20 protein-coding genes and 1 tRNA gene are annotated in these 26990 nt (G+C 47.6%); 7 read left to right on the top strand and 14 right to left on the bottom strand.

Annotation, left to right across the window (positions count from 1 at the left end; translation table 11 throughout):
* The first annotated feature begins 11 nt into the window (after positions 1-11).
* Genes ACFODX_RS17335 through ACFODX_RS17310 form a run of 6 tightly spaced genes read left to right on the top strand, consistent with a single transcriptional unit; the run spans position 12 to position 7236 of the window.
* Positions 12-407, top strand: a complete 396-nt coding sequence (locus tag ACFODX_RS17335) for a DUF6165 family protein (RefSeq protein WP_378121478.1) — start codon at positions 12-14, stop codon at positions 405-407.
* Between the two features lie 36 nt (positions 408-443).
* On the top strand, positions 444-1478 hold the full coding sequence (gene waaC, locus ACFODX_RS17330) for a lipopolysaccharide heptosyltransferase I (protein WP_378121476.1): 1035 nt from the start codon (positions 444-446) through the stop codon (positions 1476-1478).
* Between the two features lie 36 nt (positions 1479-1514).
* Positions 1515-3362, top strand: a complete 1848-nt coding sequence (locus ACFODX_RS17325) for a sulfatase-like hydrolase/transferase (RefSeq protein ID WP_378121474.1) — start codon at positions 1515-1517, stop codon at positions 3360-3362.
* A 27-nt stretch (positions 3363-3389) separates the two neighbouring features.
* Entirely contained in the window at positions 3390-4235 is an 846-nt protein-coding gene (locus ACFODX_RS17320; RefSeq protein WP_378121472.1) for a glycosyltransferase family 2 protein, read from the top strand.
* The gene (locus tag ACFODX_RS17315) at positions 4232-5053 is read left to right on the top strand and encodes a glycosyltransferase family 2 protein (protein ID WP_378121470.1); all 822 of its coding nucleotides are present in this window, start codon (positions 4232-4234) and stop codon (positions 5051-5053) included. The genes ACFODX_RS17320 and ACFODX_RS17315 overlap by 4 nt, the downstream gene beginning before the upstream one ends.
* Positions 5054-5079: 26 nt before the next feature.
* Positions 5080-7236 carry a lipopolysaccharide kinase InaA family protein gene (locus ACFODX_RS17310; protein WP_378121468.1) on the top strand — a complete coding sequence of 719 codons (2157 nt, stop codon included), beginning with the start codon at positions 5080-5082 and terminating at the stop codon, positions 7234-7236.
* Positions 7237-7259: 23 nt separating this feature from the next.
* Here the strand turns inward: ACFODX_RS17310 and ACFODX_RS17305 are convergent, their stop codons facing one another.
* Positions 7260-8270 carry a stealth family protein gene (locus tag ACFODX_RS17305; protein ID WP_378121466.1) on the bottom strand — a complete coding sequence of 337 codons (1011 nt, stop codon included), beginning with the start codon at positions 8268-8270 and terminating at the stop codon, positions 7260-7262.
* A gap of 185 nt (positions 8271-8455) precedes the next feature.
* Here ACFODX_RS17305 and ACFODX_RS17300 point away from each other — a divergent pair, with 185 nt between their 5' ends.
* On the top strand, positions 8456-11311 hold the full coding sequence (locus ACFODX_RS17300; protein ID WP_378121464.1) for a valine--tRNA ligase: 2856 nt from the start codon (positions 8456-8458) through the stop codon (positions 11309-11311).
* A gap of 189 nt (positions 11312-11500) precedes the next feature.
* Here ACFODX_RS17300 and ACFODX_RS17295 read toward each other — a convergent pair.
* The 13 genes from ACFODX_RS17295 to pgi form a co-directional block, all read right to left on the bottom strand.
* A tRNA-Ser gene (locus ACFODX_RS17295) sits at positions 11501-11591 on the bottom strand.
* A 230-nt stretch (positions 11592-11821) separates the two neighbouring features.
* Positions 11822-12013 (bottom strand): carbon storage regulator CsrA, encoded by a 192-nt coding sequence (csrA, locus tag ACFODX_RS17290; protein ID WP_012486997.1) that lies wholly within the window; start codon positions 12011-12013, stop codon positions 11822-11824.
* 218 nt (positions 12014-12231) lie between these two features.
* Complete coding sequence (locus ACFODX_RS17285) at positions 12232-13479, bottom strand: aspartate kinase (RefSeq protein ID WP_378121461.1); 1248 nt, start codon at positions 13477-13479, stop codon at positions 12232-12234.
* 150 nt (positions 13480-13629) lie between these two features.
* Positions 13630-16257, bottom strand: coding sequence for an alanine--tRNA ligase (gene alaS / locus ACFODX_RS17280; RefSeq protein ID WP_378121459.1), 2628 nt, complete (start codon positions 16255-16257; stop codon positions 13630-13632).
* A 39-nt stretch (positions 16258-16296) separates the two neighbouring features.
* A complete protein-coding gene (locus ACFODX_RS17275; protein WP_324259490.1) occupies positions 16297-16491 on the bottom strand; it encodes a Trm112 family protein in 195 nt (64 codons plus the stop codon).
* A 115-nt stretch (positions 16492-16606) separates the two neighbouring features.
* The gene (locus tag ACFODX_RS17270) at positions 16607-17419 is read right to left on the bottom strand and encodes a M23 family metallopeptidase (protein ID WP_378121457.1); all 813 of its coding nucleotides are present in this window, start codon (positions 17417-17419) and stop codon (positions 16607-16609) included.
* A 77-nt stretch (positions 17420-17496) separates the two neighbouring features.
* On the bottom strand, positions 17497-18933 hold the full coding sequence (pyk, locus tag ACFODX_RS17265; RefSeq protein ID WP_378121455.1) for a pyruvate kinase: 1437 nt from the start codon (positions 18931-18933) through the stop codon (positions 17497-17499).
* Positions 18934-18944: 11 nt separating this feature from the next.
* On the bottom strand, positions 18945-19952 hold the full coding sequence (gene gap, locus ACFODX_RS17260; RefSeq protein WP_378121453.1) for a type I glyceraldehyde-3-phosphate dehydrogenase: 1008 nt from the start codon (positions 19950-19952) through the stop codon (positions 18945-18947).
* Positions 19953-20068: 116 nt separating this feature from the next.
* A complete protein-coding gene (locus tag ACFODX_RS17255; RefSeq protein ID WP_378121451.1) occupies positions 20069-20701 on the bottom strand; it encodes a bifunctional 4-hydroxy-2-oxoglutarate aldolase/2-dehydro-3-deoxy-phosphogluconate aldolase in 633 nt (210 codons plus the stop codon).
* A 64-nt stretch (positions 20702-20765) separates the two neighbouring features.
* The gene (pgl, locus tag ACFODX_RS17250) at positions 20766-21476 is read right to left on the bottom strand and encodes a 6-phosphogluconolactonase (protein ID WP_378121449.1); all 711 of its coding nucleotides are present in this window, start codon (positions 21474-21476) and stop codon (positions 20766-20768) included.
* Positions 21470-22957, bottom strand: a complete 1488-nt coding sequence (gene zwf, locus ACFODX_RS17245) for a glucose-6-phosphate dehydrogenase (protein ID WP_378121447.1) — start codon at positions 22955-22957, stop codon at positions 21470-21472. Before zwf ends, pgl begins: the two co-directional genes overlap by 7 nt.
* A 120-nt stretch (positions 22958-23077) precedes the next feature.
* The gene (gene edd / locus ACFODX_RS17240; RefSeq protein WP_378121445.1) at positions 23078-24910 is read right to left on the bottom strand and encodes a phosphogluconate dehydratase; all 1833 of its coding nucleotides are present in this window, start codon (positions 24908-24910) and stop codon (positions 23078-23080) included.
* Positions 24911-25014: 104 nt separating this feature from the next.
* On the bottom strand, positions 25015-26679 hold the full coding sequence (gene pgi / locus ACFODX_RS17235) for a glucose-6-phosphate isomerase (RefSeq protein WP_378121443.1): 1665 nt from the start codon (positions 26677-26679) through the stop codon (positions 25015-25017).
* Positions 26680-26990 lie beyond the last annotated feature (311 nt).

Here is a 26990-nt window from a genome sequence, read left to right as displayed (position 1 = left end):
AGAACGCAACCATGCTGATTGAAGCACCTATTTCCCTTGGCGAATTAATCGACAAAATCACTATTTTGGAAATCAAAGCCGTGAACATTGGCGATGCAACCAAACTCAAAAATGTGACTCACGAGTTGAATATTCTCAACGCCAAGGTTGAGCAATTATTGGATGACGCTGGCCAAGCCAAACTGGCACCGCTCAAACAAGCGCTTAAAGACATCAATCAGGAATTGTGGATTATTGAAGACGATATTCGCGATTGCGAATTTGCCAAAGATTTTAGCGATAAATTTATCCAACTTGCACGCGCTGTGTATGTCACTAACGACAAACGCGCCAAGGTGAAAAAAGACATCAACCTGGCTTTTGGTTCCGAATTGATCGAAGAAAAATCTTACAAAGATTATCAATAAGCCGTTCCTGTTTTAGCTGCAATGAAGACTTCGCCCATGCGCATACTGCTTGTCAAAATGTCCTCCATGGGCGATATCTACCACACCTTTCCTGCGATCAGCGATATTAAAAAACAATTTCCCGACGCCATCATCGACTGGGTGGTAGAAGACAGTTTTAAGGAAATTGTGCAGTGGCATCCACAGATCAACCAAGCCATTCCCATTCAGTTGCGCCGCTGGGTAAAACAGCGCGATCAACACAGCTGGCGGGAATTTAAAACCTGGCGCAAAGCGCTGCAAACCCAAGCCTATGATTATGTGATTGACGCGCAAGGCTTGTTAAAAAGCGCACTGATCGCAAAATGCGCCATTGCAACTAGCGGTGTGGATGGCTACGACAAACACTCTGCACGCGAGCCCATCACCCATTGGTTTTACAAACGCACGCACAGCGTCGACAAAAATCAACATGCCGTTGAGCGCACACGGCAGTTGGTGGGCAAAGTATTGGGTTACCAGCCTGAGCCGGCTTTGAATTTTGGTATCAATCAAAACTTTACCCATATTCAAAAAAATCCACGCAAACTGGTTTTTATTATTGGCACTAGCTGGGTCACCAAACTCTGGGCAACCAGTGAATGGCAAGCGCTCACGCAAATGGCGCTTGATGCGGGTTTCAGTGTGGAAATTATTTGGGGCAGCAGCGATGAGCAGGCCATAGCCGATGCCATCATCGCCGCCTGCCCGCAAGCCACTCGCCCGGCGCAGCGTTTATCCATCACCACGATTGCGGAAAAGTTGGTGGAGGCCGCGGGCGTAGTTGGTTTGGATACCGGCTTCTCTCATTTGGCCGGCGCCTTGGAAACTCCCACCATCGCACTCTACGGCGCTACCTCGCCCACCAAAGTGGGGTTAATTGGCGAGCACACCCACAATTTACAATTAGACGAACCATTGGATTGCATGCCCTGCCACAAACGCCAGTGCAAATGGTTGCCGGAAAATAGCCGCGATACCCCAGCATGCATGACGGGAATAAAAGCCGGGCAAGTCTGGCTATTACTGCAAAACAAATTATCTCAGTGTTAATTCTGCTTTTTTGATTCTGCGCCAAGGAAAAACGCTATGCACCTAACTCATCTGGAGGCTCCCCTCAATCAACGCAGCTCTCGCCGATGGCTGGCGGCATTTGCACTTTTGAATGCATTGGTAATGACCGGTATTACGCTTAGCCATAGCCAATGGCCTGACGCCATAAGCGGTCAGTTTTACCTGGTACTGGGTATGCTGATTCATTTTTCCCTGCTGTCTTTTTTGGTTGTACTGCTCACCATCAGCCTGGCGTTTATTCTGCGGGCGCAAAAATATTACGCCGCTATTGCAGTGAGCTTATTTACCTTGGCGCAAATAATTATCGTCACCAATGTAAAAGTTTTTAGCCTGTATCATTTTCATATAAACGGCATGGTGCTGAATTTATTGTTTAGCGGCGCACTGCTGGAGAACATAGCCTTCTCATGGTCCATGTGGTTATCGGTGGGCGCCATACTGCTAGCATTGGTATTTGGACAAACCCTGCTGCTGCTACTCAGCCGTAAACTTTCCCAGTTCCATCGATTTACCAATCGCCACCATCTTGGTTTTTTCCTCACGACCTATATTGGATTGCAATTAATCAGTGGGTGCGCGGATGCCTTCGGCTGGAATCAAATTACGGCACAGAACCGTTACATTCCCTGGATGCCAACTACAACCATGCGCTCTTCGCTGGAAAAAATGGGCTTTGAAGTGGTAGAGAATACCGAAGGTTATAATCTGCCTGACACCACCGATGGATTGCAGTACCCACGCACTGCACTGCAATGCAAAACAGAGCAACCGCTGAATATTCTTATGTTGGTAGTTGATTCGCTGCGTGCCGATCAATTGACTGCCGAAGTAATGCCCAACAGTTTCAAGTTGCGCGATAAAGCACTGGTATTTGACAACCATTACAGCACTAGCAATGCCACCCGCTATGGGCTGTTCAGCATGATGTACGGTATTTCCGGCAGTTACTGGAAACCGATATTAGCGGCAGAGAAAGGCAGCGTGCTGTTTGATCTAACCTTGGAACGTGGCTATCAGCATTTTATTTACGGCAGTAGCACACTGACTTTTCCGGAATTTGATCGCACTATTTTTTCTGAACTTCGCACCCAACTACAGCAGGGAAATGCCAAATCCAGTGCAGAAAATGATTTGGATATTACCCGGCGATTCATCACCGACTTACAACAATTACCTTCCGAAAAACCGTTTTTTGGTTTTTTATTTTTTGATGCGCCCCATGGTTTTTCCATTCCAGAGGACTATCCACATCGTTTTGAGCCCATGCTCAAACAAGTCAATTACCTGGAGTTGAATAATGATTACAACCCCGAACCATTTTTAAACTTGTATAAAACAACTGCCCACTATGTGGACAGCTTGATACAAACCGTGATGGATGAGCTTGCACAAACAAATCGCCTGAACAATACCTTGGTCATTATCACCAGTGATCACGGTCAGGAATTTAATGAAATGGGGAAAAACTTCTGGGGCCACAACAGTAATTTTAGCGTTTGGCAAACCAAGGTTCCGCTTATGCTGGTATGGCCAGGCCGTGAAGCCATGGTTACTACTACACTCAGCTCCCATGAAGACCTGATACCTACATTATTAAGCGAAGCATTCGGATGCGCTAATCCAATAACCGATTACTCCACTGGCTATTCTCTGTTTAACCTACCCGGTAATGACCGCGGATTGTTAATGGAATCCTGGACTGACAGAGCCATTCGTCATGGTGAATATTTATTCCTGATCAATCCTCTTGGTGGCGTAGAAGCGGTCGATAAAAACTACGAGCCTGTAGATGATCAGGAACTTCCACCAGACGTATTAGCCAACACCATCGAACACATGTCGCGCTTTTTGAAAGCCAAATAAGTAGCCACCCAAAAACTGGATGCCCCCATGAAACCGCAAAAAATTGGCGTAGTTATCACCACCTACAACCAACCCAAATGGCTAAAAAATGTATTGTTTGGCTATGAGGCGCAACGTCACACTCACTTTACCGTGATCATTGCCGACGATGGCTCAGGGCAACCAACACGGGATGTTATAGAGTTTTTTAAGGCACGCGGCAAATTGCGTATTGAGCATGTGTGGCATGAAGATAAAGGCTTTCAAAAATGCCAGATACTCAACAAGGCCATCGCACAAACCGATTGTGATTATTTAATTTTTACCGATGGCGACTGTATACCCGAACCCGATTTTATCGGGCTGCACGAAGCACTGGCACAACCCGGTTATTTTCTGTCGGGCGGTTATGTAAAACTAACCACACCAGTTTCAGAAAAAATTACCGAGACAGACATAGCAACGGGGGTCATTTTTAATCTGGACTGGCTTAAAAATGCAGGCCAACCCAGCAGCCATAAATTATGGAAACTGATTAAAAATAAAACCATTAAAGCGGTTCTCAATACCATTACACCGACCAAAGCCACCTGGAATGGTATGAATAGCTCCACTTGGACAGCAGATATAAAAGCTTGTAATGGTTTTAACGAAGACATGCAATACGGCGGTTTGGATCGCGAGCTGGGTGAGCGTTTATACAACCATGGACTCAAGGGCAAACAAGTTCGCTACAGCGTGAATTGCTTGCATCTGGATCACCCGCGCGCTTACGACAACCCTGAAACCTGGAAAAAAAATTACGCTATTCGCAATGAAGTTAAACGCACCGGCAGATACTGGGCAGAGAACGGAATAATAAAAACATCTGCAGCGGAGACTAGCCTTAAATGAAACTTAAGGAATTGCCCGGATCACTCTGGACTGCCTGGAAACTAAAACAACTGGCACTCAAAGATTTGAACCCATCGGAAAAACCAGAAATACCGGTGATCATTTCACTGACGTCCATACCGTCGCGCCTCGACACACTGTACCTGGTAATCCGCAGCCTACTGACGCAGTCATATCGCGCTGAAAAAATTTTGCTGTGGCTGCATAAAGATTTGCAATCAAAAATTCCCGCCAGCTTGAGAGTGCTTGTGGGTGACACTTTTGAAATTCACTATGTCGATATGACTTGTTCGCATCGCAAATTGGTGCATAGCCTTGAGCGTTACCCGGAAAAAATTATTGTCACCTGCGATGACGATCTAATGTATGAATCAACCTGGCTGGCGCGGCTGTATCAGGATCATCTGCACTATCCGGAAAAGGTAATCGCCCACGAATGCCGGGAAATTGCCTATGACAACCAAGGTAAGTTATTACCTTATGACCAATGGAAAACCCAAACAATGCCCGGTGTCAGCTCAAACTGGATGATGCCAATTGGTTACGGCGGTGTACTTTATCCACCTGGAGTGCTGCATCAGGATGTTACCCGCGCCGATCTTTATCTGGCCTTGGCGCCCCGCGCCGATGATTTGTGGTTTAAAGCCATGTCCTATTTAAATGGCACTCTGACACAGCGCTCCCAGCAGCCTGGACAAAAACCTACACCTATTGCCGGATCACAAAAAGTATCACTCAAACACACTAATGTGCGCGAAAATGGCAACTATGAACAATGGAAGGCCATCTGTAATCACTATCAAATTCAAGGCCGATAATTCAGCCCATATCAATATAAAATTTTATGACAGAAACTATCGGCAATTATCAAAGTGAACTAGCAATTGCATTCCAGTTACCCGAAGTAACTGCACAGTTAAACAATATTTCTATGCTGCTGGATAAACCGGTGGCACAACGTATCTCCAATGGCCCGGACTATGTTGTAAAAACTGAACTGTTGGTTAATCAAAAACCGCTCAGCATCACCATCAAAGTATTTAAACGGCAGAACTGGTTAAAAGATTGGCATGACTGGAACAAAGGCTCAAAAGCCAAACGATCATTTGACGCTGCAAGTTTTTTGCAAAGTAATGGCATAAGCACACCCGCACCTATTGCCTGGCTGGATCGCTGGGAAGGCAAGCGTTTACTTGAAAGTTACTATCTGTGTATGTATGAACCCGGCATCAGCTTTCGCGATGCGCTCTCCGATATTTATTACAACCAACGAGACAATGCACCATTAATGGATTTGCTCCAAGTGGTAGCGCCTGCTATTCGCGCTATGCATAATGCTGGTTTTATGCACGGTGATATGGGCAATCAGAATATTTTATTGCCACGCGATGAAAATGGTGGCTGGCTTAAACCGCAATTTATCGATTTAAATCGCGCCAAATATTCAAATAAGGTGCTTACACAGGAACAACGCGCATTTGATTTGGCTCGCATCGCCCTGCCCGGCGCTTATCTAAAAATATTTAAAACGATTTACAACAATCACGAAGATTTTCCGGCAGATTTTGATCGCCTTGAGCAAAAAGCAAGGCAACGTTTTTGGAGCCATCGCCGTAGCGGAAAATGGCGTCACCCCATACGCCATTGGAAAAGCAAAAAGCTACCTAAAGTCAAACCAGTGTATCCACCAGTACAAGATATATGGCTGTGGGATGAAAAATCGGCGCAACCCATGATTGTTCCAGGGCGCCAGGAAAAACATGCCTACCGCAATTGGCGTTATATGTTCTCAATGGTGTGGCAAGGTCTATGTGCAGCGCCAACTATTTACAGCACTTACAAAAAATTATTAGCCCAAAGTTACAACACACCTGTAGACATGAGCGGGCGCATTGGTATTGCTTTACACCCTCACCCCGACTACATAGAAACAGAATTAAAACTGCTTGAGCAATTAGGCAATCCACCCGTGCTCATTCGCTTTTGCCACCACGAAACGCCCGTTGAGTGGAACAGAACAATTGCGTTAGTAAAACACCTGCGCAGTAAAGGTATTGAGGTGATGCTTGCTGTCTTACAAGACCGACAAGCCTTGTTACAGCCTGAATCCTGGAAAGATTTTTTAACATTAATTATTGAAAATATCGGTGCGGATGTTGCCCACATTGAAATCACCCATGCCAGCAATCGCCTGAAATGGGGAATTTGGAGCAGCGACGAATATCAGCAGCTAATGGCGCCTGCGTTAGAACTACAACAGCTTTTTCCACAGATTAAGCTCACCGGGCCAGCTTGCATCGATTTTGAATATCTACCGGTTATTGCAGCTTTGGCTACACATCCCAAAAATCAACCACTGGCAGCGCTCTCGCATTTACTTTATGTGGACAGGCGCGGCGCCCCCGAAAGCACTCAAGGGCATAAATTTTCGACTTTGGAAAAATCCGCGCTACTCAAAGCATTAGCGCAATGGTCAGACCGCTGTGCAGATAAAATAATTGTGTCGGAGGTCAATTGGCCGGTAAAACACACGGGAATCTGGTCACCCATCGGCTGCCCCTATGAAACCCCCAAATGGCGACGCGAACAACCCGGCGAAACTGATGACGACTACGCAAATTACATGCTGCGTTACTATTTAATAACACTCTGTTCAGGACATGTGGAGCAAGTATTCTGGTGGCGCCTCTCCGCACACGGTTACGGATTGGTTGATGACCTTAACAATTTCACCCCTCGCCCGGCGTTTAATGCGCTTCGCCAACTCCTGCAGCTTATTGGCAATGCCCGATTCACCAGAAAACTAGCCACTGAGAGCAATCTATATGCGCTGGAGTTTGATACTAAGGATAAAAAAATCACTATCGCCTGGACAATAGACAATTCAACGTCAGCTGTTCCAAGGGAGATTCATTACGACTATATTTTGGATCGGAATGGAGAACCGCTGCCCACGGCAGAAATTTCTGGCACCCCCATTTATTTATGCCTAAAGCGTTAGTCTGTAGTGCCAATAAAAAATGCTTAAATCAATAAATCATCCAATTTTCCAACGCGCTTATCCAGCCAGTTAAAAATTAACTGGCGTTTTTCTTCGGGCGCCGTTTCAATACTCTGCACACAAGCAAAAATAATACTCTCGTTTTTATCGGCATTATTTAATTTCATTTTGATGCGCAATAAGGATTGATCAGCAGGTTTCAGCTGCACATTCACAGGCGCTGTATTTACTACCGCAAGGTTATTTTTTAAATGAAAATGTGACGACAATCCCTCGGGGACATACTGATCCGGAACCCGCAGATGCGCCTTAATGTTTTTCGACATAGCCTCTGGGAATTGTAAAAACAGCTCATTCCAAGTGGATTTCTTCCATGGGTGAGGCACATGAGGAAGACGGAAATACCGGCTTTTAAAACCGAGAAGTTCAGCGCATTGCTGTTGTAGTCCCCAAAAACTAATACGATTTTTCTTTCTCCCCCCACCCAAGAAATTGCGCAGAGCCTTGAACACTTTGCTCCCCGGAACAGAAGCACTGAGCCTCTTCCAGCGACCGCGAAGAATCACTTTCCCATTGCTAAAAAAATCGTCAGGCGATACTGGACGGACGATTACAAAATCATCATTAAAATATATGAACTGCTCAGCTAATCCGGGTATACGCCATAACAAGCTGCTGATAGCCATACTATTAAAACTAGGTAAACAGTCTTCGTGGCCAGCAAAAATTTCCGAATGATCGACAACCTTCACCTTTTTTTCAAAAACACTTCCTGTAATTTTATCCATTAACGAAGGCCGCTGGTTATCAGTCACTATGTATATGGTCCGCAACCAGGGGGCAAACTTCAGCAGCGAAGTCAGGCAATAGTCTATTTCGCCAGCGTTATGGAAACGTGTCTTGCTTGCCGCCGCAGGTCTGACGCTGCCAATCGAGGCCAAATAATTATTCAACTTTTCAGCGTGCACAGGATCAGCGCCATCGACCCATAAAATAACCGCATCTATTGCTTCATTAACGATTGTTTCTGTCATAAATCATCCACATCAGATGCCAAAAAATAATCGCTATATTACACCATGACCGAACTTTGCAGCCGGCAAATAAACCCGGTTTTGGTGGGACTAAAGCGCTCAAAAGGCTATAATCACCGGCAAATTTTTAGCCATTTTCGCCAACATGAACTTGTTAGCGACAGACCGAGAGAGCCCAAATCGCTATGGAAAAAACCTACGAACCCCATGCTATTGAACGCCAGTGGTATCAAACCTGGGAAGCGCAAGGCTGTTTCAAGCCCGCCGGTGAAGGCAACCCCTACTGCATTATGATTCCCCCGCCCAACGTTACCGGCAGCTTGCACATGGGCCACGGTTTTAACAACGCAGTTATGGATGCACTCATCCGTTATCGTCGTATGAAGGGCGATGACACTCTATGGCAAGTTGGCACTGACCACGCCGGCATCGCCACACAAATGGTTGTCGAGCGCCAACTAGCGGCACAAGGCGTGAGCCGTCATGATTTGGGCCGCGATAAATTTCTGGAAAAAGTCTGGGAGTGGAAAGAACAATCAGGCGGGACTATTACGCGTCAAATTCGCCGCTTGGGCTCATCGGTGGATTGGAGTCGTGAGCGTTTTACCATGGACGATGGTCTATCTAAAGCCGTACAAGAAGCCTTTGTTCGTCTTTATGAAGATGGATTGATTTATCGCGGCAAACGCCTGGTAAATTGGGACCCCAAACTACACACCGCCATTTCCGATCTGGAAGTGGAAAACCACGACGAGAAAGGCTCGCTGTGGAACCTACGCTATCCCCTGGCCGATGGCGCCACTACCGCAGAAGGTAAAAATTATCTAGTCGTTGCTACCACTCGCCCGGAAACCATGCTGGGCGATAGCGCTGTTGCGGTTCACCCGGAAGACGAGCGCTATAAATCTCTCATCGGAAAATTTGTATTACTGCCATTAGTTAATCGTTTAATTCCTATTATTGCCGATGATTATGTTGATCGTGAATTTGGTACCGGCTGCGTAAAAATCACCCCTGCGCATGACTTTAACGATTACGAAGTTGGTAAACGCCACAATCTTCCACTGATCAATGTGCTGGACAAAAACGCGGCCGTATTATCAACAGCTCAAATTTTTAATTTGGATGGCAGCCTCAATACCCGATTGGATGGCACCCTACCCGCACAATACGCGGGACTCGATCGTTACGAAGCACGCAAACAAATTGTCGCAGCGTTTGAAGCAGCAGAATTGCTAGAAAAAATTGATGATCACGCGTTAAAAGTACCACGCGGTGATCGCTCAGGTGTGGTGATTGAACCTTGGCTCACCGACCAATGGTACGTAAGCACCAAACCCCTGGCAGAGCCGGCCATTGCTGCGGTGGAAGACGGAAGAATCCAATTCGTACCCAAACAATACGAAAATATGTACTTCTCCTGGATGCGCGATATTCAGGATTGGTGCATCAGCCGTCAGTTGTGGTGGGGGCATCGTATTCCCGCGTGGTATGACGCTAGCGGCAAGGTTTATGTAGGGCGTAACGAAGCGGAAGTGCGCAATAAATATAAACTTGGGAATGATGTAACACTGCACCAAGATGAAGATGTTTTGGATACCTGGTTCAGCTCAGGCCTCTGGACTTTCTCTACGCTCGGTTGGCCAGAGCAAACAGAATTTTTGAAAAAATTTCACCCAACTGATTTGCTGGTAACTGGCTTCGATATTATTTTCTTCTGGGTAGCGCGCATGATTATGCTCACCATGCATTTGGTGAAGCATGAGGACGGCACGCCGCAGATTCCGTTTAAAACCGTTTATGTACACGGTTTGGTGCGCGACAGCCAAGGCCAAAAGATGTCCAAATCCAAGGGCAATGTACTCGACCCGCTAGACATCATCGACGGCATTGATTTGGAAACTCTGGTACAGAAACGCACCACAGGCTTAATGAATCCCAAAGACGCCGCAAAAATCGAAAAACAAACACGCAAAGAATTTCCCGAAGGCATTCAAGCCTACGGCACTGATGCGTTGCGTTTTACCTTTTGCTCACTCGCCTCAACCGGCCGCGATATAAAATTTGATATGGGTCGCGTAGAGGGCTACCGCAATTTCTGCAACAAAATCTGGAACGCCACACGCTATGTCTTGATGCATTGTGAGGGGCAGGACTGCGGACAAGATGGAGCGACTGATTTTGAATTATCCCTAGCGGATCGCTGGATCATCAGCAAATTGCAATTGGCGGAAAAATCCGTTGCTGAACATTTGGATAGCTATCGTTTGGATTTGGCGGCGCAAGCTATTTATGAATTTATTTGGAATGAATACTGCGATTGGTATTTGGAATTATCTAAGCCAGTTATCTGGAATGCGGATGCCACCATCGCACAGAAAAAAGGCACTCGTCGCACCCTGATTCGCGTGCTGGAAACGATTCTGCGTTTGGCACATCCGTTAATGCCGTTTATCACCGAAGAAATCTGGCAAAAAATTAAGCCTCTCGCCGGCGCCACAGGTGAGTTCATTATGCATGCGCACTATCCGCAAGCTGATGAAAGCAAAATCGATCAGCAGGCACTGAAAGATGTCGAGTGGTTACAAGCAGTTATTTTGGGTGTGCGCAATATTCGTGGCGAGATGAATATATCGCCCGCGAAAGACATTGCCGTACTATTCAAAAATGGCAGCAGTGAAGATCAACAGCGCCTGCTTAGCAATCAACAGTTCTTGAAAAAACTAGCCTCTTTGGAGAGCGTGACCTGGCTCAATACGGGCGATGTAGAGCCAATGTCAGCAACAACTCTGGTCGGGCAAATGGAAATACTCGTGCCCATGGCTGGGTTGATTGATAAGGATGCGGAAATCGCACGTCTCACCAAAGAGAGCAATAAGCTGATTCAGGATATTGAGCGCACCGAAACCAAACTCAACAACCCAGGTTTCGTCGCAAAAGCACCTGCTGAGGTCGTAGCTGCTGAGCGCAATCGCGTTGCTGAACATAAGATCGCCGTAGAAAAGTTACGCGAGCAAATTCAGAAAATTAGTGCGCTCTAGCAACTAGGTATATCGCAATATCAAAAAAACCGATGACTCGCGTCATCGGTTTTTTTATTGGCTCAATCATAAGATCGTAGGTGCAGGCAACACACACAACAAAAGATGAAAGGTTTGCACCATTAAATAATCATTAAAATTGACAGGCAAAAAAAATCCCAATCGTAAGATTGGGATTTTTGAATTCAATGGCGGAGAAGGGGGGAGTCGAACCCCCGATACCCTTTTGAGGTATGCTCCCTTAGCAGGGGAGTGCCTTCGGCCACTCGGCCACTTCTCCACGTCCACCTCAGCAAATCTAGCTCTGCCTCAGTAGGTGCGGCATAATACCATAATTCTCTAAAAATCAAAGTCTTGAGAAAGAAATTAGGACACAAAAACAAAAAAATTAAAACTTCTTGCCAATGCCTGAACTTTTTGCTCAATAAAAAACCAGACTCCAAAAACAGCTACGCGGCGAATGATTTCTCATATCGCCGCGCAATTGAAAAACAATAAAGCGTAAAACAATTAATTGTCTTGCTCTTCCTGATTTTGCTTTTCACGCTGAATACGCTGGTAAATTTCTTCGCGATGAACTGCGATATCTTTAGGCGCATTGACACCAATACGAACTTGGTTGCCTTTCACACCCAAAACAGTAACAGTAACTTCGTCACCTACCATCAAGGTTTCGCCAATACGGCGAGTCAGAATTAACATTTTTAATCTCCTTCACTCATCCTGTAAGAGCCCGACTTAGACACCCCTTGCCACCACCGGCCTCCGAACACCCCCTATCGCGTCCTGACAACCAAGTGCCTGGAATTAAGTATTGACTACTTTTCGCGAAAGGGAAGAAAACCCTAACATTTTTCCGCCTGCAGCTATCACAGACAAAATAACTCATACACCTTAACTAAACCGTTATTCTAGAAAGCTTAGCCCCTTACGCGGCTTTCTGACGGTTCGGCATCCAAACCAAAAGCGGTGTGCAGACTACGCACAGCCAACTCCAAGTAACGCTCATCAATGATCACCGAGATTTTAATTTCAGATGTGGTGATCATTTGGATATTGATACGATCCTCTGCAAGGGCAGTAAACATACGCGATGCGACACCAGCATGTGAACGCATACCAACACCTACGATAGAAACTTTAGCAACCTTGTCGTCACTACGAACTTCACGGGCGCCTATGTCTTTTGCAACTGCCTCTAACACTGACACCGCTTTGTTCATGTCGTTCTTGTGTACAGTGAAAGTCAAGTCAGTGGTGCCATCAGCAGACACATTCTGCACAATAACATCAACTTCAATATTTGCCGCACCGATTGGTGCAAGAATTTTTGCTGCTACGCCGGGAGTATCTGGTACGCCAGCTACGGTTACTTTGGCTTCATCACGGTTAAATGCAATACCGGAAACAATTGGTTGTTCCATAGTTGAGTCTTCCTCGTCGAGGGTAATCAGGGTTCCAGGGCCTTCTTTGAAACTGTGTAATACGCGCAACGGTACTTTGTATTTTCCAGCAAACTCTACGGAGCGAATTTGCAGTACTTTGGAGCCCTGACTCGCCATTTCAAGCATTTCTTCAAAGGTAATTTTTTCCAAGCGACGCGCGCGCTCACACACGCGAGGATCGGTAGTGTATACGCCATCCACATCCGTATAGATCTGGCATTCGTCAGCACTTAGCGCAGCAGCAAGTGCAACACCCGTTGTATCTGAGCCGCCACGACCAAGAGTGGTGATGTTGCCCTGCTCATCGACACCCTGGAAACCGGCAACCACGACAACGCGGCCAGCTTTGAGATCAGCACGCATATTCTCTTCATCAATCGACTGAATACGCGCTTTTGTAAAAGAACTGTCCGTTAAAATACGAACCTGTGAACCTGTGTAGGAACGAGCATCAACACCACGTTTTTTTAATGCCATACACAACAGAGCAATGGTTACTTGTTCACCGGTAGAAACCAAAACATCCAGCTCGCGTGGATCCGGAGTTTCCTGCACCTGCTGGGCCAAACCAATCAAACGATTGGTTTCTCCACTCATAGCGGACAGCACTACCACCATATCGTGCCCTTGCGCACGAAACCCAGCTACCTTATCAGCAACTTGCTCAATACGCTCAATGGAACCGACGGAGGTGCCACCGTATTTCTGAACCAATAAGCTCATTACAGCCAATCCTTCTATCAATTGACGATTGCGATTATTTACTAACTAGATCACGAAAAAGGCGCCAATTAAACACCAGATTGCGACAAAAGTTAACCCAAATGGGCGACAAAAACGGATTAATCCCGTTTGAATCGCCTCAATTTACCTCTATTTCAGAAAATTGCTAACCCATGGCACCACCGATGCAAGTGCTGCATCAAGGGTAGCCAATTCAGTCCCGCCACCTTGCGCCATGTCAGGACGACCACCGCCTTTGCCGCCGATTTGGGCAGCAACATAAGCAACCAATTCGCCAGCCTTGATTTTAGAGGTGATATCCTGAGTTACACTTGCGATGAGAGATGCTTTGCCATCTTCAACAGCAGCAAGCAAGACTACTGCAGAACCCAACTTGTTTTTAAACTGGTCCGCCGAATCACGCAGAGACTTTGCATCCGCACCTTCAAGGTTCAGTACCAGCACTTTGACACCCGCTACTTCAACCGCATTGGACAAAAGATCGCCGCTTCCGGCGGTGGCCAGCTTGGTTTTCAGGCTGGCCAGATCTTTTTCCAGTTTGCGATTCTGGGCAACCAAAGCCTCCAGCTTTTCGATCAGTGAATCACGGTTTGCTTTCAAGCTACGCCCTGCGGCATCCACGAGTGATTCAACATGGTCAAATAGCTCTAACGCCTTGGCTCCGGTGATCGCTTCAATCCGTCGAACACCCGCCGCAACACCTGATTCACTGGTGATGCGCAATAAGCCTATATCGCCAGTACGACTGACATGGGTTCCGCCACAAAGCTCAACTGAGAAACCGTCACCCATGGTCAATACCCGCACTGTATCGCCATATTTCTCGCCAAATAACGCCATCGCCCCTTTGGCTTTGGCAGCATCCATATCGCAAAGCTCGGTAGCTACGGCTGAATTAACACGGATTTGATCATTGACGAGATTTTCAATGGTTTTTAACTGTTCCGCAGATACGGCTTCGAAGTGCGAGAAATCAAAACGTAAACGCTCGGAATCTACCAGAGAGCCCTTCTGGGTAACGTGCTCACCTAATACCTTACGTAATGCGGCATGCAGTAGATGGGTTGCGGAGTGATTTAAAGCAGTAGCCTGTCGCACACCTGCATCTACCCTAGCAGCAACCAAGTCACCCACGGAGATAGCACCCTGCAGCACACGAACCAAATGCAAGTGCGAGGAGCCCTGTTTCTGGCAATCACGCACCTCCACGCGATTGCCCCCCAACTCCAAATAACCGCAGTCGCCAGCTTGACCACCGGACTCCGCATAGAAAGGGGTTTTATCTAGAAGCACAACTCCATCTTGCCCCTCAACCAATCGGTCAACTTTTTTACCATCTTGTAATAGAGCAAGCACATTACCCTGCTCCACCAAACTGCTGTAGCCGAGAAATTCTGTTGCTGGCAAATCAAGACCGGCAGCACTGTAATCCACCTTAAATGTGCCAGCAGCACGCGCACGCGCGCGCTGTTCAGCCATAGCCGCCTCGTAACCCTCTTGGTCGATACTCAATCCACGCTCACGCGCTATATCGGCGGTGAGATCAACCGGAAAACCGTAGGTATCGTAAAGGGTGAACACAACTTTGCCGGGCACAATAGAACCGGATAATTGGCTAAAAGCATCCTCCAAAACCGCCATTCCCTTATCGAGCGTTTTTTCAAACTGCTCTTCTTCCTGTAGCAGGACTCGCTCTATCTGAGTCTGATTTTTGTTCAACTCAGGGTATGCATCCCCCATTACCTCAGCCAAAGCCTTTGCTAGCTTGTGGAAAAAAGGTTGTTTTTGCCCAAGCTGATGACCGTGACGAATAGCGCGACGAATAATACGGCGCAATACGTATCCACGCCCCTCATTAGAGGGCGTAACACCGTCACTGATCAGAAATGCGCAAGAACGAATATGGTCGGCGATAACACGCAAGGATTTATTCTCCATGTCGTGATTGCCAGTTGCCTTGGCTGCGGCCGCTAATAAATGCTGGAATAAATCAATTTCATAATTGGAATGGACATGCTGCATCACCGCTGAGATGCGCTCCAAGCCCATACCCGTATCTACAGAGGGCGCAGGCAATGGGTGCAGAACACCATCGGCGGTACGATTAAATTGCATGAATACGTTATTCCAGATCTCGATGTAGCGATCACCATCCTCTTCCGGTGAGCCAGGAGGCCCACCCCAAATATCAGCTCCATGATCGTAGAATATTTCAGTGCAAGGCCCGCAGGGGCCAGTATCACCCATCGCCCAGAAATTATCTGATGCGTAAGGAGCCCCCTTGTTGTCGCCTATACGAATCAGACGCTCTGCTGGGATGCCCACTTCTTTATTCCAGATGTCGTAAGCTTCATCATCAGAGGCGTAAACAGTCACCCAAAGCTTTTCTGCAGGAATATTCAACCAGTCTTTGGATGTCAAAAACTCCCATGCATAAGTAATAGCGTCCCTCTTGAAGTAATCGCCAAAGCTGAAATTACCAAGCATCTCAAAGAAGGTGTGATGACGAGCGGTGTAACCTACATTTTCCAAATCGTTATGTTTACCGCCTGCACGCACGCAGCGCTGGGAGCTGGTAGCGCGGGTATAGGGACGCTTATCACCACCCAGGAACACATCTTTGAACTGATTCATACCCGCATTGGTAAACAAAAGGGTGGGGTCATTAGCTGGCACCAATGAACTACTGGCGACAATAGTGTGCCCTTTAGTTTCAAAGTATTTTAAAAATGCGTTGCGAATTTCAGCGCTTTTCATAACGATTCCAATAAATGTCTATATAAGCGATCAGTGCCATCAGGCCTGATGTTGTTCGATTTCTTCTGCACTCAATTTGCGCGCTTCATGCTCTAGCATCACGGGAATACCGTCACGAATTGGGTAAGCCAGACCACTCTGCCAGCTGATGAGCTCTTGCCGCTCTGGTTTGTACTCAAGCTCGCTTTTGCTGACCGGACAAACCAAAATACTCAGTAACTTTTTATCTATCATCATCTCAAGGTCGCGATGGGCATTCGGGGGCAGTATCTTACACTGCCTGTTGCTGGCCTGTCTCTAGAGCCTCCGGCTATTGCGACAATTAGACATTCAAGCTGCAACGACACAGTCACTCGGAAGACATGGCGCCAACCAATAACTGCGGATCAATTCGCTCTTCAAACCAGTTCATCCTCCAATCCAAATGCGGGCCAGTTGCACGGCCGGTTTGACCCACTTTAGCGATGATCTGCCCTTGAACTATTTCGTCTCCCTCTTTTACAAGAATTTCACTGAGATGAATAAAAGTTGAAGAAAGCCCATGGCCGTGATCGATAATCAAGGTGCCGCCTGAAAAAAACATATCTTTATGCACCAAGGTCACAAGCCCACCCGCCGGCGCCTTCACCAGCGTACCAACCGGGCGCGCAATATCCACACCGTAATGCGGTGAATTTGGAACTCCGTTGTAGAATCTTTGGCTGCCATATACACCAGTAATACGCCCAGTGAGTGGCCAGACAAACTTCTGCGCAAAAAAAGGCAATGGCAGATCGCCCTTACGCGCATCGGCAGCCATTTTAGCTTCCTGCTTGGCTCGCTCTACTTGATCTGGATCTGGCTCCACAGTTTGCTGCGGCACACCGGTTACTCTCTGGATATTATATTGTCGTTGCTTGACTTGATATTTGTAATCGATCCGTTTGCCCTGCTGATCCAATACCGTTAAGGTCACCTCTTTGGCAGCATCACGCCCCAAGCCAATCACAAATTCATTTTGGGGAGAAAGCTGTAATCTTTTACCGCGATACTCGATCTGCTGGCCCTCAGCCAGCTTGCCGATAATCACCCCACCCTGCTGCCAATTGCCACGCAACTCCAGTGCTACAGCAGGTGAAGCAACCAGAAAAAGCAAATAAAAACAGAGTCCAAAACGCAGCATAGTCTTTACTCCCCCTGCAATAAATTGTGGGCAAAAAAAACGGCAGCCGAGCTGCCGTTTTTTTGAGCACCAAAAAGTTAATCCTCTACACGCAGGATCTTCATGGTGTTAGTGCCACCTAACAAATTAGTGTCACCACTGGAAACAATCACAAGATCTCCTGCGGATAAACCGCCCTGCGCCTTGAGCAAATTTATAGCGCGGGTAAAATCCGCGGCACAAGGCGTACTGTCAGTATCAAAAGCAATTGGCTGGACACCACGGTACAAAGCCATTTTGCGTTGAGTACCAACATGACGCGAGAACGCAAATATTGGCAATTGTGAACCCACACGAGACATCAAGCGTGGTGTACTACCTGATTCAGTGAAGGAAATAATCGCTTTGACGCCATCCAGGTGGTTGGCGGTAAACATGGAAGCAAGGGCAATCGATTCATCAACCGTGGTGAAAGCTTGATCCATACGATAGTTATCGAAACTCGCCGTAGGATGCTTTTCAGCACCCAGGATGATACGCACCATTGCCTCTACTGTTTCCACAGGGAAATTACCAGCAGCAGTCTCTGCAGAAAGCATTACAGCATCGGTGCCATCAAGTACGGCGTTAGCAACGTCGAACACTTCAGCACGGGTAGGAAGTGGGCTATTGATCATCGATTCCATCATCTGGGTGGCGGTGATGACAACTTTGTTAAGCGCACGTGAACGCGCAATAATGCGCTTTTGCACGCCAATCAGAGCAGCATCCCCGATCTCTACACCCAGATCACCACGAGCCACCATAACAGCATCGCTAGCACGAATGATGTCATCCAAGGTTTCATCGTCGGCAACAGCTTCAGCGCGCTCTACCTTGGAAACAAGCCCTGCTCGACCGCCCGCTTCCAGCATCAGCTTGCGCGCGTAGTTCATATCTTCTGCGGAGCGAGGAAAAGAAACGGCAAGATAATCCACGTCGATTTCAGCTGCAGTTTTGATGTCTGCTATATCTTTATCAGTCAACGCCGGCGCAGTTAACCCCCCGCCCTGGCGGTTAATACCCTTGTTGTTTGACAAAGGGCCAGCCACTTTGGTGGTGGTATAAATGCGCGGACCGTCAATCTTGTCCACTTGCAAAACTACGCGACCATCATCCAGCAACAACACATCGCCAGGCTTGCAGTCATTGGGGAGTTCTTTGTAGTCGATGCCCACTTGATCCTGATTGCCGACGTCTCGCTCAAGGCTGGCATCCAGCACAAACTTGTCACCTACTTTCAGGTAAATCTTACCTTCGGCGAAACGTGCAACGCGAATTTTGGGGCCTTGCAGGTCACCCAATACCGCTACAAAACGGTTGTGTTTGGCCGCCAAAGCGCGCACGGTTTCGGCGCGACGCTTGTGATCTTCCGGTGAACCGTGCGAGAAATTCAAACGAACTACGTTTACGCCCGCCAGAATAAGCTTCTCAAGTACTTCTGGCGACTCAGATGCCGGACCAAGAGTACTTACGATTTTGGTACGTCTTAACATAACAGGCTCTCTTATTTGGCATTCATCAATGCGATGGTGTTATCCAACATGCGGTTTGAGAAACCCCATTCGTTGTCGTACCAAGCCAGCACTTTCACCCACTTACCGTAAACTTTAGTTTGCAGTGAGTCGTAATTGGACGAATGTGGGTTGTGATTGAAATCAATCGATACCAAAGGCTCGTCAACAAATGCCAGAACACCTGGCATTTCTGTTTCTGCCGCCTTTTTCATCGCTGCATTAATAGATTCAACGCTTACGTCTTTTTCTACCAGTACGTTCAGATCGACCAAAGATACGTTAATAGTAGGAACACGAACTGAAATACCATCCATCTTGCCTTTCAATTCAGGCAATACCAAACCTACCGCCTTGGCTGCACCGGTAGTGGTTGGGATCATGGATTGGGTAGCTGAACGCGCGCGGTAGATGTCTTTGTGGAAAACGTCAGACAGAACTTGGTCGTTGGTGTAGGAGTGGATGGTGGTCATAGAACCCTGAACGATACCAAAGTTATCGTTCAGCACTTTGGCAACCGGTGCCAAACAGTTGGTAGTACAGGAAGCGTTAGAAATGATGGTATCAGTCGCCTTCAATACATTGTGGTTAACACCGAACACAACCGTGGCATCTACATCAGTACCGGGTGCAGAGATAATCACTTTTTTAGCACCAGCAGTCAGATGTGCACCCGCTTTCTCTTTACTAGTGAAAATACCGGTACACTCGTATACCACATCTACATTCAATTCTGCCCATGGCAATTTGGATGGATCACGCTCGGCAGTGATACGAATTGCATCACCATTCACGAACATAGTGTCGCCTTCAAACTTCACGCTACCGTTAAAACCACCATGAACAGAGTCATATTTGGTGAGGTGCGCATTCAGATGAGCATCACCCAAATCGTTAATGCCAACAATCTGGATTTGATCGCGCTTGCCTGATTCATACAACGCACGCAAAACATTGCGACCGATACGACCGTAACCGTTAATTGCCACTCTAATAGTCATTGCATTCTCCTAAATAAATCTTTGCTGATTCTTTTTGCTGTAGGGACAAAATTGCTTGTGTCCTTGGGATTAAAAAACACAGGGGCGCAATATATGCGCCCCCAGGGGATTATCAGTTAACGTGGCAGGCTGGCTGCTTCACGCGCGAGACGTTCAATTTCGTCCCAGCGACCGGCCTTCATCAGTTCTTTTGGCGCCATCCATGTGCCACCTACACAGTGCACATTAGGCAGGGCCAAATAACTTGGCGCTTTTGCCAAGTCGATACCGCCCGTTGGGCAGAAAGTAATTTGAGGCAGGGGGCCGGCAATAGACTTCAACATTGGCACACCACCCGCTGCTTCAGCCGGGAAGAATTTTTGATGAGTAAACCCTTGAACATATAAGTTCATAGCTTCGGTTGGCGTGGCAACGCCCGCTAATAGCGGTACAGGGCAAGCCTTAGCTGCTTCAATGAGTGCTGGCGTAGTGCCCGGGCTTACTAAAAATGTTGAGCCCGCTTTTACCGCTTTGTCCAAATCAGCTGGAGTAATAATTGTGCCGGCTCCAATCACCGCATCATCAGGCAAAGCCTCTACCATCGCGGTAATAGCATCCAGGGCACAGGGGGTGCGCAGAGTGATTTCCAATACTTTAAGGCCACCATTATAAAGTGCAGTAGCCAATGGCACCGCATCCTCAATACGCTCAACAACCATTACGGGTACAACTGGCGCTATCTTTACGATTTGATCAATAGTTAAAGCCACTGGCATGTCCCTCAATTCAAAAAATTCAACACAAGGCCTAAAGCCCACAAAAATCCAATAACTATTAAGGTGCCCAATAGACTACAACAGGCACCTGTTGCTGTTGTAAAACAGCGCGAATAGGCATCTCACTGACATCATTTCCTGCCTGCGCTGCACGCAATACGGCAAGTTTTTCATCGCCTGTGATCAACAACACCAACACTTTTGAGCGCAACAAACCGGCAAGCGTTAACGTCATTCGCTCGGTAATAGCACCCGTCACTTCGCTTTGTTTGGCGATAATTGCTGCGCAAAGCTGTCCAGAATCCGGCGTCAATGCATCAGCCAAACCCTGAGCATGCGGAAAAAGGGAAGCAGTGTGACCGTCTGAGCCCATACCGAGAATGGTGATATCAAATGGTTGCGCCAATTGCTGGTAGGCGCTTTCGCAGTCATCAAGGCCTTGGGCCGCTGTCTCGGCAGAATTTTTCATGCCCACCAAATTCGCAACAGCCGCTTTATTTTGGATTAGATGTTTTACGGTGAAAGCCTCGTTACTTTTGTCGTGATCGAAATCAACCCAGCGTTCATCTACCAAAGCAACGTAGACAGACTCCCAAGGCAAATCAACTTGGCTTAATGCTTTGTAGAGTGGCTCCGGTGTACTTCCACCGGATACCATGAAAGTGGCCTCACCGCGCTCCTCAACTGCTGTACGCAGAGCAGCTTCACACTCTGCTTGCAAGGCGGCGATCATCTCTGCACGGTTTTCAAATAAACGTTCGGTTACCATTCCTGATCTGCTCCCGAGAGAACTTCATCAATCGAGAACCAGCGACGACGATCACTCGCCATTAATTGTGCTGAAGCCTGCGGGCCCCAGCTACCTGCCATGTAACCATGGGGTTTGTTTTCAGGACGCTGCCAAGCTTCGATAATTGGATCAATCCAAGCCCAGGCTGCGGCAACTTCTGCACGGTGAATGAATAAGCTGGCGTCGCCTGCGGCTGCATCCAGCATTAGACGCTTGTATGCATCTGAATAAAAATCTTTGTAGGTATCGGCAAAGTTCAGGTTAAGCACTACCGGACGCAAATGCGTTTCGTGTTTTTCCAAATCTTTGGAAACCATAATGATCTTGATGCTTTCCTCTGGCTGCAGACGAATAATCAAGCGGTTGGGTGTTGCTGCACCGGCAGACTCGGGGTAAACGCGATGTGCGACATCTTTGTATTGGATAACGATCTCGGCAAAACGCTGCTTCATACGTTTGCCTGTACGCAAGTAGAAAGGGACGTTTGCCCAGCGCGAATTGTCGATGTACGCACGAATAGCAACAAAAGTTTCAGTGTTGCTAGCTTGGCCCAGCTCTTCCAAATAACCGGGAACCATTTTGCCATCCATTTCGCCTGCCACATATTGGCCACGCACTGTATTGTACTTGACAGTGTTGCCAGTCAGCGGGCGCAGACTTTCCAATACTTTTAATTTTTCGGCACGAATACGTTCAGCCGTCATCTTGTTAGGGGACTCCATCGCCACCAAACAAAGCAATTGCAAAATATGGTTCTGAACCATATCGCGCAGCGCACCGGCACCGTCATAAAAACTGGCACGCCCTTCAAGGCCCACAGTTTCAGAAATACTGATTTGCACATGATCAATGGATTTTGCATCCCATAGATGCTCAAACATACCGTTGGCAAAACGTAGCGCAAGGAGGTTCTGTACTGTTTCTTTACCAAGATAATGGTCAATACGGAAAATCGCATCTTCATTAAAGTATTCAGCGATTTGACTATTAATTTCTTCTGCCGTTTTTGCGTCGTAACCCAAAGGTTTTTCTACTACAACACGAGCTTTGTCGGTGATCAAACCAGTTTCATGCAAGTGTTTACAACAAATACTAAACACCGACGGTGGTGTAGACAGATAGAAAACTCGCTGGGAATTACCACCGCTGTTTAACAATTGCGCCAAAGCATCCCAGTGCTCATCTTTTGTACCTATATCCACAAAGACCGGAAACAAGCGTTCTGCAAAATTTTCCCAGTCAGACGCAACAAACTCGTCTGCATTTAGGTGTTTCTCAGCCGCTGCACGCACTTTATCTTTGTATTCAGCAACCATTTGGGTATTGCGACAAGTCGGAATAATACGCGCATTAAGCGGAAGCGAGCCCTCGCGATGAGCGCGGTATAAACCTGGAATTAACTTGCGCAAAGCCAAGTCGCCAGCGCCTCCAAAAATAACAAAATCAAACGCTTCGAGCATGAGGGGTAATCCTGTTTATAAATCTGGACAGTGGTATAGGTACAAAAAATTTGTTGCTTTCCAGCAGGTTTTTAAAACAATAACCCCGAACACAAGTTCGGGGTCAGAATGTTTAACAGCTTACCAGTTAAACACTGTAGCTCCTTCTTCTGCCAAGCCCACCGAGGCGCGGAAGGGAGCAAAGAGTTCACGCCCCATACCATAATGGACATTGGTCAAATCGCATTGCGCCGGTTGACGCTTGGTCAACTCTTCCTCAGACACTAATAACTTCAAGGTACCAGCTTCGGCATCCAGCTCGATCATATCGCCGGTTTGGATCAGACCAATCACGCCACTATCCAAAGCTTCAGGAGTCATATGAATGGCGGCAGGAATCTTACCAGAGGCGCCAGACATGCGACCATCTGTCACCAATGCGACTTTAAAACCGCGATCCTGAAGCACCCCCAAAGGGGGAGTCAATTTGTGCAGCTCCGGCATACCGCAAGCCTTGGGACCTTGAAAGCGCACTACAGCAATAAAATCTTTTTCCAACTCGCCACGCTTAAATGCAGATTGCATCTCCTCTTGGCTGTGAAAAACCATCGCCGGCGCAGTTACTTTGCGATGCTCAGGTTTGACCGCTGAAATTTTGATCACCGAACGCCCAACATTTCCTTTCAATAAACGCAAACCACCTTCTGGTGCAAAAGGTTTGCTGGCGGGACGCAACACTGAGTCATCGAGGCTTTCAGCGACAGCATCCTTCCAAACCAATTCACCCTTTTCAAGGAAAGGTTCCTTGGTGTAATGGGACATACCACCTTCAGCACCCATGATGGTTTTTACATCATCATGCAACAGGCCGGCAGCACGCAATTCACGGATCAAAAAGCCCATACCACCCACTGCCTGGAAGCGGTTAACATCCGCCAGTCCGTTGGGGTATATACGACACATAAGAGGGATTATATCCGAAATGTCAGACAAATCCTGCCAATCGATAATAACACCCGCCGCGCGCGCAATCGCCACAATATGCATGGCATGGTTAGTCGATCCACCTGTCGCCATAAGGCCGACAATACCATTAACCACCGACTTTTCGGTGACTATGTCGGACAAAGTAACGCGGTTTTCCGGTTGAGTAATGCGAGCCAGTTGATGTACGTGGGCGCGGGTCAGCGCATCGCGCAAAGGGGTATAGGGATTGATGAATGTACTGCCCGGGAGATGCATCCCCATGATTTCCATTAACATCTGATTGGTATTAGCAGTACCGTAAAAAGTACAAGTTCCAGCACTGTGATAGGAGGCGCTCTCGGCAGCTAAAAGCTCTTTGCGCCCTACCTTACCCTCCGCGAACAATTGACGCGCTTTGGCTTTTTCAGCGTTGGACAAACCGGGCGTCATAGGTCCTGCCGGGATGAAAACAATGGGCAACTGACCAAATGACAGCGCACCAATCATCAAACCGGGAACGATCTTGTCGCATACTCCCAGACACATTGCCCCATCAAACATATCGTGCGACAGCGCAATCGCTGTGCTCATGGCAATTACGTCGCGACTGAACAGCGACATTTCCATGCCAGGGAACCCCTGGGTAACACCGTCGCACATAGCCGGTACACCGCCTGCCATCTGCGCAGTCATGCCCATCTCTTTAGCAGCAGCCTTGATTGGCTCAAGGTACTCACCATATGGGACATGAGCGGATAGCATTTCGTTGTAGGCGCTTACTACTCCGAGGTTGGGGGCCTGCCCCTCAGCCAAGGCTGCCTTATCTTCGCTATTACAGGCAGCAAAACCGTGAGCAAGGTTTGCACAACCCAAATGATGTCGCGCCGGCCCCGTATTGCGGAAGCGATTTACGCGCGCCAAGTAGGCAGCACGTGCGTCACGGCTCCGAGCGACGATTCGCTCAGTAATTTCAACAAGTCGCGGATCAGTTTTTAACACTTCAGTCATGTGGATACCATTGCTCTATGGGGCCGTACCTACGACAGGCATTATTGCCTGTCGGTGGATGCGCCGGGTACTTTGCCCAGCGCTTGAGTAGTTATTGCGCCAGCCTAGCTAGCTGACTTGGCGCGCTTGTAATAGTCGATCAGGTTACGGGTAGAGGCATCGTGCTTGGTGTTGGTTGCCTTATTAACATCCAGCTCCGGCTGGATACCAGCAGCCAGCACCTTGCCTAATTCGACACCCCACTGATCAAAGGAGTGGATGCGCCAAATGATACCTTGAACAAAGATTTTGTGCTCATAAAGCGCAATCAGAGCCCCCAAGGAAAAGGCATCAACTTTATTCAGCAACAGGGTATTGCTGGGGCGATTACCACGATGAACCTTATGCTCGACAATCTCTTCAATACGCTCGGCACTCACACCTTTTGCGGTCAACTCGCTACGCACTTGATTGGCGTCTATGCCCAACATCAGCGCTTGGGTTTGGGCGAAGAAATTGGCCATCAGCGCATCGTGATGCCCTTCAACAACAAGATTTGGCGTAACCGAGCCAATAAAATCTGCAGGAATGATATCTGTACCTTGGTGCAGCATCTGATAAAACGCATGCTGACCGTTGATACCCACTTCACCCCAAACCAGCGGAACACTGCCGTAGCTGATTTGTTCGCCCGCCCAATTAACGGATTTACCGTTACTCTCCATTTCCGCTTGTTGCATATAAGCGGGAAAGCGGTGCAAACATTGATCATATGGCAAAAGCGCATGCGCAGGATAGCCGAGGAAGTTACGGTTCCAAATCCCTACCAAGGCCAGCATGACCGGCGCATTCTCAGCCAACGGAGCCGTTTTGAAGTGTTGATCCATCGCGTAAGCGCCTTGCAACAACTCGTCGAACAACTCAAAGCCAAGTGACAATACAATTGGCAAGCCAATCGCTGACCAGAGAGAGAAGCGCCCGCCAACCCAATCCCACATGTCGAAAATATTTTCTTCTGCAATTCCAAAAGCAGTTACTAGTTTGCGATTGGTAGATACCGCCACAAAATGCTTGGCAATCGCCGTCTTATCGCCAGCTGCCGCCATAAACCACTGCTCAGCCGTGCGCGCATTAGTCATTGTCTCTTGGGTGGTAAAGGTTTTGGAGGAGATGGCAAATAGAGTCGTTTCCGGGTTTAAGCCTTCCAACACCTCGGCGATCTGCACACCATCGATATTGGAAACAAAGTGCATATTAAAGCGCTTGTCGCTGTATGCTTTCAACGCCTCACAAACCATCAGAGGCCCAAGATTAGAACCACCTATACCGATACTCACTATGTCGGTAATAGTTTTTCCGGTAAAGCCAAGCCAGGCGCCGGAACGCAGCTTTTCACTCAGCTTGCGCATACGCTCCAGCTCGGCATTTACCGCCGGGCGAGCATCGACACCATCAATAACAATCGGATCAACTGATTTATCACGCAGGGCCACATGCATTACCGCGCGATCTTCAGTTGCATTTATATGCTCTGCAGCAAACATTTTGGTCCGCCAAGACTCAACACCCGACTCTTCAGCCAAAGCCAAGAGAGCCGCCTTCGTTTCATCAGTGATAAGATTTTTGGAGTAGTCAAATAAGAAGGGGGTAAGCTGCAGAGAGAACTTGTTAAATCGCTTGTCATCTTCGGCAAACAATTCTTTAAGGTGGCGGTCTTTCATTTGCGCCGCATGGGCTTCAAGTATTTTCCACGAAGGCAGGTCGGTAGGGCGCACGTCAGGCTTGGTCATTTCTACTCCACAAACAATGTTGTATAGGTGATGCACCTAATATAGAGGCGGTTGATTTTTAAACTGGTTCCACTTTTTAGTTTTGATAGCGGTAAAAATCTTACCCCTGTTGCGGAGGAACCTTCCGCAGAATCCGATACCGTTTTGCATCTGCATCCGGGATTTGCACAAGAAATGGAAGTGATGCGCTTCCTACTTTTTACCCTTGGACCCACAGGTCATCCTAGAGACCAGCATTAATGAGCAATTCAGATGCGAAAGCACGAACCTATATGAAAAAATCATTGGGATAATGCAGCACATTAGTGGTT

The organism is Cellvibrio fontiphilus (assembly GCF_042646205.1).
Lineage (GTDB): Bacteria > Pseudomonadota > Gammaproteobacteria > Pseudomonadales > Cellvibrionaceae > Cellvibrio > Cellvibrio fontiphilus_A.
Note: the sequence above shows the minus strand (reverse complement) of the source record. Positions and strands in the feature narration are given on the sequence as shown.